Below are 12,084 nucleotides of genomic sequence, written 5' to 3'. Positions count from 1 at the left end.
ACAGGCCATTCAAGAACTGCTACAGCGAATTTATTTTCAACAAGCGCAATAGCTTCTTCACAAGATACAGATAGTCTAAATTGTTCGGACAATGTAAGATATGGATAGACCAAGTAATTCGTATTAACAACCGTAAAGGTTACCTCTGCAAACAAATTTAGTATAACTTCATATAAAAAAACCTCCATAAAGTGGCTAATTGAACTGCGCCCTAAAAAAATGGACAGTTTAATAAAAGCTACCTGTGCAGTTTAAGCTGCAATTAAATGGCTTCGGTATTGTGCCGGAGTCATTTCCTTTAAGTCCCATAGATATCTTCTTGTGTTATATACCTCAATGTATTCGTTAATCCTGTTTTTTAAATATTGGTATAAAAAAGTGATAGAGCTTGTAAAATCAACAACAATTAAATATAAAAGAAATCTTGGTTCTGGTGCGTAAAAACTATAAAACTTTGACCTACTAATACTACTAATCTAAAAAGGATGTAGATGAAGTATATATAAGCCAAGTCATAGAATTGAAAGCTCTATTAAGTGCTAATAATGACATCTATGAACATTTAACTCTTGGAAGTAGCAGCACAATGTATAAAACAGGACACTTATTCAAATAATATTAAAATTTTTCTACATATTTTTCATCAAAATGCTATAAAGTTCGCTTTAACAAAAAAAGAATCTGAATTTCGGATTCTTTTTTTATGTATATGGTCTAATTGTGTCTTAGCGTTCAAATTATACAAGAAAATTTTACTAAATATAACATTTTATATTGTTTTATTCACATAATATGTTATTTTTAGAGGAGTAATATAGTACCAAATAATTAATATATTACCGAATAATGAATGTAGTACCAAATAACTAATGTGGTGCTAGAGGAGGACTTGTTATGAAGAAAAAATTAAAATTCAATCAAATGTTAATTGGGATCAGTACAATGGCACTATCTCTAGGAGGGTTACAAGCAGAAGTATCAGCAGCAGAAAAAACGCCTTATAATGTATTACAAATGAAACCTATTGGCATAGAAACTCCGAAAGATGAAATTGTACATTCTACAAAGGCTGATGAAACATTATCATTTGAAAAACGATTGGAAATTGGCGATTTTTCGCAACATCCAGCTCCAATTATAGAACGTGCTGATACGAAGCAATTGCAGCAACAATACTCGATGGCAGAGCTTAATAGCATGAGCGATAGTGAGCTAATTGATACGCTAGGAAATATTCGTTGGCATCAAATTACAGACTTATTCCAATTCAGTGAGGAAACAAAAGTTTTTTATCAAAATGAAGAGCGCATGCAAGTGATCATCAATGAGTTAGGGAAAAGAGGAAGTACTTTTACGAAAGATGATTCAAAGGGTATTGAGACATTTGTTGAGCTATTGCGTTCTGCTTTTTATGTAGCATTTTATAATAACGAACTAGGTTATTTAAACGACAGAAGTTTTCACGATAAGTGTTTATCAGCATTAACGGAAATGGCTAAGAATCCAAACTTTAAACTTGGTACAGCTGAGCAAGATAAAGTGGTATCCGCCTATGGAAAATTAATAGGTAATGCCTCAAGTGATGTAGCAACAGTTCAGTATGCTGCGAAGATTTTAAAACAGTATAACGAAAATCTCTCTACATATGAAAGCGATCCTTTAAAAGGACAAGCTATATATGATTTAATGCAAGGGATTGATTATGACTTGCAGTCGTATTTGTATGAGACACGTAAAGAACCTAATACGACGATGTGGTATGGAAAGATTGATAGCTTCATAGATGAAGTTAATACAATTGCTCTTATGCATAATGTGACTGATGACAATGGTTGGTTAATCAATAATGGCATTTATTATGCAGGACGTTTAGGAGGATTCCATAGTAATCCGGATAAAGGTTTAGAAGTGGTTACACAAGCGATGCATATATATCCTTATTTAAGTGAAGCTTATTTTGTAGCAGTAGAGCAAATTACAACAAATTATGGTGGAAAAGACTATAGTGGAAATACAGTAGATTTACAGAAAATACGTGAAGAAGGAAAGAAGCAGTATTTACCCAAAACATATACATTTGATGATGGATCAATTGTATTTAAGACGGGAGACAAAGTAACAGAAGACAAAATTCAAAGATTATACTGGGCTGCAAAAGAAGTAAAAGCACAATATCACCGTGTAATTGGGAATGATAAAGCATTAGAACAAGGCAATGCTGACGATGTATTAACAGTTGTAATTTATGACTCTCCAGATCAATATCAATTAAACCGTCAATTGTACGGGTATGAAACAAATAATGGTGGTATTTATATTGAAGAGAAGGGAACGTTCTTTACATATGAACGTACGCCTGAGCAAAGTATTTATAGTTTAGAAGAGTTGTTCCGCCATGAATTTACACATTATTTACAGGGAAGGTATGAGGTTCCTGGTTTATTTGGAACAGGAGATATGTATCAAAATGAACGACTAACATGGTTCCAAGAAGGAAATGCAGAATTCTTTGCAGGATCAACACGTACAAATGACGTTGTTCCACGTAAGAGCATTATTAGTGGATTATCAGATGAACCATCACAACGCTATACAGCTGAACAAACAATGTTTGCAAAATATGGATCATGGGATTTTTATAATTATTCATTTGCACTACAGTCTTATATGTATAATCATCAATTTGATACATTTGATAGGATTCAAGATTTAATTCGTGCGAACGATGTGAAAAATTATGATGCGTATCGTGACGCTTTAAGTAAAGATTCACAACTGAATACGGAGTACCAAGCCTATATGCAGCAATTGATTGATAATCAAGAAAAATACGAGGTGCCACAAGTATCAGAAGATTATTTAGTGGAACATAAACCGAAAGCGTTAAACGAAGTGCAGCAAGAAATTGCCGATGTTGCTAACGTAAAAGATGCAAAAATTACAAAACATAACTCTCAATTTTTTGATACATTTACAGTCGAAGGTACCTATGTAGGAAGTGAAACAAACGGTGAATCAAACGATTGGAAAACGATGAGTAAACAAGTGAACCAAGTACTGGAGCAACTATCGCAAAAAGAGTGGAGCGGCTATAAAACATTGACAGCGTATTTTGTAAACTACCGTGTGAATGCAGCAAACCAGTTTGAATATGATATTGTTTTCCACGGCGTTGCAACGGATGAGGGAGAAAATCAAGCACCTATTGTCAATGTAAATGGTCCATATGCTGGAATCGAAAATGAAACAATCCAGTTCAAAAGCGATGGTTCAAAAGATGAGGATGGGGAAATAGTTTCTTACCTTTGGGATTTTGGTGATGGAAAAACAAGTGATGAGGCAAACCCTACTCATGTATACGAAAAAGAAGGAACATATAATGTGACATTAACAGTGAAAGATGATATGGGAATAGAAAGTAAAGATCAAGCAATTGTAACTGTACGGAAGGGAGCACATCATCCAGAAGAGGCGAAGATAATTCCATTTAATATGCCCCTAAAAGGTAGTTTGGTTGATGATAATACGGATGTATATCAATTCGATGTTACGTCTCCAGAAGAAATAGATATTTCTGTCTTAAATGAAAATCAAATTGGCATGACATGGGTGCTTTATCATGAGTCTGATATGCAAAATTACGCAACCTATGGACAGGAAGATGGAAATACTATAAAAGGTAAATTTAATGCGGAACCAGGAAAGTATTATTTATATATTTATAAATTTGATAATGACAACGGAACATATACAGTAAATGTACGGAATGGAGCACAAACAGAGATAGAACCAAATAATCGTCCAGAAGAAGCGAATATGATTCCATTTAATCTGCTCCTCAAAGGTAGTTTGATTGATGCTGATGAAACGGATGTATACACATTCGATGTTACGTCTCCAAAAGACATAGATATTTCAGTCGTAAATGAAAATCACATTGGCATGACATGGGTCCTTTTCCATGAGTCTGATATGCAAAATTACGCATCATATGGACAGGAAGATGGAAATATTATAAAAGCTAACTATAAAGCGGAACCAGGAAAGTATTATTTATGTATTTATAAATTCGATAATGAAAACGGGACATATACAGTAGAAGTACAATAATTATATGTTTAAGCGTATACGAAAGTTTAAGTTTCAATAGTAGAGGTGCCACTGTGCAAATATCTATCATATGATACCTAAAGAGATGATAGGCAACACACTTAATCCATTGGATGGATAGTTTAATAAAAGCTACCTTAATAGTTTAAGCTGCAATTAAATGACTTCGGTATTGTGCCGGAGTCATTTTCTATGCGGTGTATGGAATAAAGGCAATATTTCGTACGCATGACCAGTTTTTATTGAGGTACAACGACGAGTGTATTCAAGTAACAAACGCATTCTTAAATATGAATTTAAGGTTGCTGAGTTACAATAGCGTATCGGTTATACGTAGGGATAGAGAGACTTCACTGACTCCTTAAAAGGAATAGCATGCGAGCTATTGGCAAGTACATGAAACTATCAAGTACGATAATATTCAAGGTGAGAGGCAATATATGAAGTATTCGAAGAGTGAATTCGTTTTTTTAGAATAATAAAATGAAACTATTGAACTTGCTATTCGTATAAAATAAAGAAGGTTCAAGGAGGTGTATACTATGACGTTTAGTGGATGGATTATTCTTACTTTTGCAATTGTATGTTATCTACCTTTCTTTATCTGGCTTTCTGCTAGTTATATGAATAAATCAAAAAGAGATAACTCCAAAAGACAAAACACTTTTTGGGGATTTTTAGTAATACTTGGTCTATTAAATTCTATAAATACTTTTTACTTTAAGATGAACGATACATACTCTTTTGCAATAACAATTGCAATCTTTCTATTATTTAGCCTATATATGTTAATAATCGTATTGAAAGATAAAGGAAAGATATCAATGGGCTAAGGCTAAAAGGAACAGATGGTATACATGTACGATAGTTTGAGGTAAGTGGTGTGGAAAGTTTTCTTCCATTGGTATTTATAAAAACCAAAATATTTGGAGAAGGACAGACCAGCGACCGACCACTGCCAAAAATGATACTTTCATCTTTTGATTATCGTCGTCAGATATATACCAAGTACAGCATTTAAAGATTTAGGTATCATTTTCAGAGCAAGATATTTACCTAGTTATATAATAAATGGTATAATTTACTTTATTTTATAAGTGAGTTAGGGGGCATACTAGTGAATTATGAAGTGGCAGTTGCTTATGGGAATGAAGGTTTAATTAAAAAAATTGTAAATGGTGTAGATGAAATCGTAGTGGAAGATGAGGCATACTTTTTATATGATACAAATGGGGACATGATTTTTAGTGCACCTATACTAAGTGTAGTTTACATTCAAAAGGTTTAATTTTTGGGTCACTCAATTGAGTGGCTTTTCTTTATGTGTAAAAATAATCGTCTTTTCTCACTTTCTTATACTTTAGGTTCTATTTTCCGGTAAGTGGATTGTAAACGAGAAAAGTATGAATCCAATTATGGACTGCTGAAAAATATGTTTTTGGATGTTTTTTATCAATCCTTAATTCGTTATGATTAGAGCGTTCATTTCATAGAACTGGCAACGAACAAAGAGGGGGCATCATATATTAGTCTATTTAGTTGAAGACAGTATGCAACTGTAAGGAAGAAGATGGAATTAGCTTGCCAAGCTTCAGGACGCAAGAAAGAAGATTGTTAGACAAAAAATTACTTCATCGTTCCAAAACATCTAAATAATAAAGGTGGTTTTTAAAATAAATACAATCAAATCAACAGAAGCCTTCAAATTAGCAAACAAACTTATGCCAGGTGGAGTAAATAGCCCAGTAAGAGCATTTAAATCTGTTGGTATCGAACCAATTTTTATTAGCCATGGGATAGGTTCGAAAATATATGATATTGATGGTAATAGTTATATAGATTATGTTCTTTCCTGGGGACCATTAATTCATGGCCATGCAGATAAAGAGGTTTCAAGTGCACTACTTAAAGCAATAAATAGTGGGACAAGTTTTGGGTTGCCTACGTTGCAAGAAAATAAACTAGCAAAATTAATAACAACTCGGATTCCTTCCATAGAGAAGATTAGAATGGTTAACTCGGGTACAGAAGCAACAATGAGTGCTATTAGGCTGGCTAGAGGTTTTACTGGCAAAAACATTATTGTTAAATTTGATGGAAATTATCATGGACACAGTGACGATCTATTGGTAAAGGCAGGTTCAGGAATTGCTACATTAGGCCTTCCAGATAGTCCTGGTGTACCTTTAGAGATAACAAAAAATACCTTATCAGTTCAATATAACAATATTGAAGCACTTAATAAAATATTTGAAAAATTTGGGTCAGAAATTGCAGCAGTTATAGTAGAACCCTTTGCTGGTAATATGGCAGGAATACCTGCTGACCCCGAATTCTTACAAGCTATACGTTTATTAACTAAAAAATATGGTGGGCTATTTATTCTTGACGAGGTAATGACTGGTTTCCGTATAGATTACCACTCCGCTCAAGGGCTTTATAACATTAAACCAGACTTAACTTGTTTAGGAAAGATAATTGGTGGAGGGATGCCTGTTGGTGCATATGGAGGAAGAAAAGAGATTATGAATCTAATTGCGCCTGAAGGTGATATTTATCAAGCTGGAACTTTATCGGGTAATCCAATAGCTATGGTAGCTGGCTATACCACAATAAATAAATTAGATCATGGCAGTTACAAGTATATAGAAGAGCTAGCAGACAGACTTATTCAAGGATTATCAACAGTCGCTACTAAGTATAATATCCCACTTCAAACAACTAAAGCTGGAACGATGATTGGTTTCTCATTCATAGAAAATCCCTTACAAAATTTTGATGATACTCGAAAAATAGATGCTGAGATGTTTCGGCGTTTCTATGTAGAAATGCTTAAACAAGGTATACTTTTACCTCCATCTCAATATGAAAGTATATTTATATCGACTGCCCATTCAATAAATGATATTGATAGAACCATTAATGCTGCAGATGTAGCTTTTAAAAGGATTTTATCATTTATTTAGAAGATGTATTTTCTTTAAATAGAACAGGAGTAATGACAAAACAATCTTTTGGGGAAGAAAATTTTTTTTACTTCGAACTTTATAGCAGAATACAAAAGATTGAAATAATAATTCATTCAATAAAAATGAAAAAACTATAACAATTGATTGAAGGCTTATAGCAACCTTTATGGAGAATACCGGAGCACTGACATAATTGGTTGAAATACAGGTAATGAGACTGTCTAAAGACAGTCTTTTTTGTGCATAAAAACCGTTTCCTTCATTTAATTATTTATTTTTAACGTCATTTAGAGCAGCTCATAATACTCGGCTCAGTTTATATTTACTCATGATGTTTAATTCCATTAAACCACTTAGTAACGATTGAGTGCTTTTGTAGATTTAATTTGAAATATTTTCTAAATATGTTAATCTGTTAGTTAATTGGTTGTTTTATACCAAAAAATAAAAATAGGAGTGAGGAAATGAGATACTTATTATCACCATTTTTTGGATTAATGTTATTTTTAGGATTTTCAATTACACCAAGTTCAGCAGCAGAATTAAATGAAGGGGAAATAGTAGTTGATAGAGCAAATTACAATTCTGGATTAGATTTCGAAAATGCAGTCAATGGTTATATGAACGATGAAAATATTTTAACTGTTACAGTTATTGATAGTAATAGTACAATTGAAGAAAACTTCGAGGATAACTTAAGTGTCCAACCAATGAGTGCATTCATACCGTATGCAGACAATGTATTTCATGCAGGTAGAACTCAAGGTTCACAATTACTTAATACGTTATGGGGAGAACCTGGAATAGAGATTAGCTTAACTAATACTTTTTCGGCTTCAGCTACTCTGGATGGTACAATGAGCGGTTTTAATAAAAATGCAGTTTCAATTGCAGTTGGATTTAGTGTGTCAAGTACGCATACAGTAAGCTATACTGGTAAATATACAGCCCCAGTTATCCACAATGAAAAAAAAGTAAGACGGGTAGAACTAAGCGCTTATCCTGTACTCGATCAGTATCATTTTGATTATTGGGTTCCGGAAAGACAAATTATTTCTACTAAATATGTACGTGCTGGGAGTGGGGTTGCAGGAAAACCAGTAGGAGTATCTTATACTAAAACTTATAGATACTTATAGACAGAATTGGTAGGTGATTTTTTGGATAAAAAAATTTTTTCGATTTGCATAATTTTCATAGCTATAATTACGTTATTTAGTCCGATCATTGTTTCTTCTTTAATGCTACAACAAAGCACAATACTTAATACACATTATTACATTCAATACATTGCTAATTTGTTGAGTTTCCATCTAAGTTTATTCTTTTTGGCTTCGTTAGCATTAGTTTTATTTCTCAAGAAGAATCGATAACTTAATTAGCACATACAAAGCCCACCTAAATCCATCTGATTTGGAGATTATAGGTGGGTTTTTGTTTACACTATTCTATTAGAAAATAGAAAATCAACATTTATTTAAAACTACAGTTTTTAACTATTATATCTTCCAATTATTCCATATACTACTTGTATTATTACCTTATCTATCAACCTATGATAGGGTTGGAGTTTTAGATTATATGTAAAGCAGGGGAACTAATGAAATTTACCAACAAGGTGACGGGGTTACAGCACTTCTTCTCTGGAAAAACAACAAATTGAACAAGTGCTGTAAATGGAGATATCGTAAAGATTATGGGGTTAACAACAATCCTTGCAACGTGATTATTAATTCATCGAAAACTTAAAAATGAAAAATGTTTATTTACCGATATTGGACGGATTATTAAAGGCCATACGAAACGATTATTTCAAACTTAAAAGGGTACTGGCGAATCAAAAAATAACCATTGTTAAATGGAAAAAGGCTAGTGAGTATTTTAGTGACTTGACTGTACAAAAACAGCAATGTATGGATTTGAAGCGACATTACCAAAAGCATCCGGTGGTACAAGTGATCCGGTATTTACAGAGGTACAACGCCGTGATTATTCACTAAATTAGCGTATCAAGGAATATGAGGAAAAGATTGCAGAGGTGCAAAAACGATTCCTTATGTGATTGGCGACAGAGAGGTTGAAGTACTTCATAGATTGCTAGATGGTGATAGCATGAGAGCTATTGGCAAGCACATGAAACTTTCCAGCACAACGATTATTCGTACAAGAGACTGTATAGTTAAACAGATGTTGATGGGGCGTAGTGCCCCTATTTGTTTTTAAATTAACGGAGCAATAGACTTTTGAAAAAGCAAAATATTTAAGTCGATAATATATTTTTGAAATTTCAAACAAATGAATGACCAAAAGCTAATTAGGTGGTAAAGTATAGAAAAAATGAATGGAGAATTATGTTATGGAAAAATTGAAAAGGGTTGAATTAAAGCATTTTTCAAATGAATATATGAAAGAATTGAACTCTTTTGTACTTACAGAAGAACAAAAACAATTTTCTGCACTTCCAAGCAAATTTGAGGAAATTAATGAAGGACAGTATCGTATTGTAATTTTAAGCGATAATACACCCGTTGGTTTCTTTCTCCTAAATTCAAATGAAAGAGTAAAGAAATACTCTAATAATTTGAATGCTATGTTATTAACTGCACTATCAATTAATCATACTGAACAAGGAAAAGGTTACGCAAAACAAGGAATGACATTACTAGTTGAGTTTGTTAAAACAGAATTTCCTAATTTCGATGAAATTGTTTTAGTTGTAGACAAAGATAATATACCGGCACAAAAACTATATTTAAAAGTGGGATTTGAAGATACAAATGAGAGATTAATAGGACGTATCGGCGAAGAAATTATCATGAGACAATTAATAAAATAATAATATACCACAAATAAAAGTAAGGTTACTTTCTACTTTCTTCGTCACCAGAGTTGATTCTACATTTTGTAGATTAACTCTGGTTTTCTGTTTTGCGGTAATTTAGCATCAAGTTATCGTCTTGCTTGCTTTTGCACCGTAGTTATCAACTACCTTAACGACAATCGTATTTGAATCAAAAACTAAAGTTACGTTACTTAACAAACTATATTTATCTCCAATGACAGGAATTGTAATAGATGTGTATTTGTTCTGATCATCGTTAATATCTATAAATTTTGCATTACCAAAGTCTAAATTTGCATTTGAATAATTTAAAATCATTTGACTGCTAGAAATGGAGTCATTTGCTAAATATTTAATAATTTGTATTTTCCGAGGATTCCGTGACATCGACATCTTGATAAATACTTTCATTAAAAACTTGAGTTTGAGCATTTGCATTCTAATGCGGGTGGATTTACCATCAACATTGATACGTCACAAGAAGAGTTAGCGATGCTTGAACTAGCATTTAGTGCAGTTGCTGATACACATGGCCAATTCTACTATGAGGCGATTACAGCTGAGTTAGAAGATCCAGAAATTGCGGAAACTTGGCATACAAACTTCACACGAGCGTTAGTTGAAAAATCTGAACCAGATACACCTTAATGAGCACCGCCTATTGCAGTTTTTTTAGTTAGAGGTGATTTTCAATTTTGGGAAGAAATGTACTTAAACTAACGCAGCAGATTTATGTAAATAGGATATCTCTTATAAATTTTATTGATGAAAAATATTTATGAAAACAACAAATCTTTCCTTTTCGACATATGTTGGTGGTGTTGACTACAGTCTATTCTCTTAACCAGTTTTTAAATGGAACAGCATTAGAACTTGGTCCTACAAGTATTTATGGGAAAGGGTTAATACAATATAAGGGGGAAGAATAATGAAAAAATTCATAGCGATACTACTTTCTGTGTCATTATTTATAGTTTATGGTGGTGTAGGGTATGCAATATCGATTGAAAATGAAGGGCCAGAAATAGTTCAACTTAATACTGAAGAGAATAATTTAGTTTCTAATAGTGCAATAGTAGAACATAATTATTTTATAGAAGGCGACTCTAAATACGTTGAATCTAGTTTAAATACAGAAGAAATTACTATTATTAGTATGTTAGAGTTTAATGAAGATACAGATACTATAACAGTAAGTGCCAAATTAGATGATAAATATGGTAATTCTATTGATATATTTTATAATAAAAAAGGAAAACCTAAATATATTTCAATAGATCAAGATGGTCATAATGGAGGAGTAAGGAAAGGCGCCGACTCTATAAAAAATTTAGGTTCAAAGAAAACACGTTCAGGAACCTATGATGCCGAATTAAATAGAATAGGAGATTGATACAATTTGGTAAAATTAAAAGACTTTAATATTGATTTTGACTGTACTCAAGTGACACCTTTTTTCCAAGTCCATGAAGACAATCGGATACGATTTGATATTGAGGAGCTAAGTAGTGTTAACCTACAATTAATTATTAATCAAATATTTAATGGGAATAAAGATATTAATGCTATCTTTGTTTCTGAATATATTTTCAATAAAAAACGTAAGTCAGCCAAAACAAAGATTGGTCAAATTATTCATTTGAAAAATTGGAAAGAGGATGTAGTATTAGAAGGCGATACAAATGATGGGGTAATTTATGCTTCTATAAAAAACTTAGATCCTTTAGATGTATATAATTACTGTTTTAATGTTAAAAGAAGATTAATAGGAGCATATATTTCATTCTATTCCAATGAATATTTATTATATGTAAGTAGTGATGTTATTGATATTATTTCAAATGACTCCACTAATATTAATAAGCTAAAAGGTAACTATAAAAACCTTTATGATACGTATTATGAGATCTCTAATGAATAATTAAAACATTTGTTAATTTACTAAAGCAGTATTGTACTTAGGGGCTTTCCTTGAAAAAGGGGAGTCCTTTTGTTATGTAGCTAAAGGGGCAGCGTTCTTGTATTAAATGAAGTGGGAAAAGAATAACATTGTGAACAAATATACTTAAACTAAACCAGCTAATAGAATGTCAAGAAAAACATTTTTAATCGAAAAACACTTCATGTTATACTAAAAATGCGCAAGACAAAAAACCCTCCTCA

10 protein-coding genes and 1 pseudogene are annotated in these 12,084 nt (G+C 32.4%); 9 read left to right on the top strand and 2 right to left on the bottom strand.

The features are described 5' to 3' along the window. Window positions 1-251: 251 nt before the first annotated feature. Window positions 252-362 (bottom strand): annotated as a pseudogene (locus tag ACOMCU_RS19575) (IS3 family transposase); the annotation flags it as partial. 532 nt (window positions 363-894) lie between these two features. Between ACOMCU_RS19575 and ACOMCU_RS19570 the strand changes: the two are divergent. From ACOMCU_RS19570 to ACOMCU_RS19545, 6 genes are all read left to right on the top strand, one after another. Continuing rightward, a complete protein-coding gene (locus ACOMCU_RS19570; protein ID WP_421051129.1) occupies window positions 895-4,110 on the top strand; it encodes a collagenase in 3,216 nt (1,071 codons plus the stop codon). Window positions 4,111-4,652: 542 nt separating this feature from the next. Further along, window positions 4,653-4,943 (top strand): hypothetical protein, encoded by a 291-nt coding sequence (locus ACOMCU_RS19565; RefSeq protein WP_010859551.1) that lies wholly within the window; start codon window positions 4,653-4,655, stop codon window positions 4,941-4,943. 284 nt (window positions 4,944-5,227) lie between these two features. After that, window positions 5,228-5,398 (top strand): hypothetical protein, encoded by a 171-nt coding sequence (locus ACOMCU_RS19560; protein WP_155242438.1) that lies wholly within the window; start codon window positions 5,228-5,230, stop codon window positions 5,396-5,398. Between the two features lie 385 nt (window positions 5,399-5,783). Further along, on the top strand, window positions 5,784-7,076 hold the full coding sequence (gene hemL / locus ACOMCU_RS19555; protein WP_421051172.1) for a glutamate-1-semialdehyde 2,1-aminomutase: 1,293 nt from the start codon (window positions 5,784-5,786) through the stop codon (window positions 7,074-7,076). 467 nt (window positions 7,077-7,543) lie between these two features. Then, entirely contained in the window at window positions 7,544-8,218 is a 675-nt protein-coding gene (locus ACOMCU_RS19550; protein ID WP_421051128.1) for a hypothetical protein, read from the top strand. Between the two features lie 1,217 nt (window positions 8,219-9,435). Next, the gene (locus ACOMCU_RS19545) at window positions 9,436-9,915 is read left to right on the top strand and encodes a GNAT family N-acetyltransferase (protein WP_421051127.1); all 480 of its coding nucleotides are present in this window, start codon (window positions 9,436-9,438) and stop codon (window positions 9,913-9,915) included. Between the two features lie 108 nt (window positions 9,916-10,023). On the opposite strand, the gene ACOMCU_RS19540 is transcribed toward ACOMCU_RS19545, so the two are convergent. After that, window positions 10,024-10,314 (bottom strand): hypothetical protein, encoded by a 291-nt coding sequence (locus ACOMCU_RS19540; protein ID WP_421051126.1) that lies wholly within the window; start codon window positions 10,312-10,314, stop codon window positions 10,024-10,026. A 39-nt stretch (window positions 10,315-10,353) separates the two neighbouring features. Between ACOMCU_RS19540 and ACOMCU_RS19535 the strand changes: the two genes are divergently transcribed. The 3 genes from ACOMCU_RS19535 (at window position 10,354) to ACOMCU_RS19525 (ending at window position 11,842) form a co-directional block, all read left to right on the top strand. Then, window positions 10,354-10,569, top strand: coding sequence for a hypothetical protein (locus ACOMCU_RS19535; RefSeq protein WP_421051124.1), 216 nt, complete (start codon window positions 10,354-10,356; stop codon window positions 10,567-10,569). 277 nt (window positions 10,570-10,846) lie between these two features. Continuing rightward, the gene (locus ACOMCU_RS19530) at window positions 10,847-11,314 is read left to right on the top strand and encodes a toxin C-terminal domain-containing protein (protein ID WP_421051170.1); all 468 of its coding nucleotides are present in this window, start codon (window positions 10,847-10,849) and stop codon (window positions 11,312-11,314) included. A gap of 6 nt (window positions 11,315-11,320) precedes the next feature. Further along, window positions 11,321-11,842, top strand: coding sequence for a hypothetical protein (locus ACOMCU_RS19525; protein ID WP_010859545.1), 522 nt, complete (start codon window positions 11,321-11,323; stop codon window positions 11,840-11,842). Window positions 11,843-12,084 lie beyond the last annotated feature (242 nt).

The organism is Lysinibacillus sp. UGB7, from assembly GCF_049058285.1.
Lineage (GTDB): Bacteria > Bacillota > Bacilli > Bacillales_A > Planococcaceae > Lysinibacillus > Lysinibacillus sphaericus_B.
The sequence above is the reverse complement of the archived record's forward strand: the minus strand, read 5'-3'. Positions and strand labels throughout refer to the sequence as shown.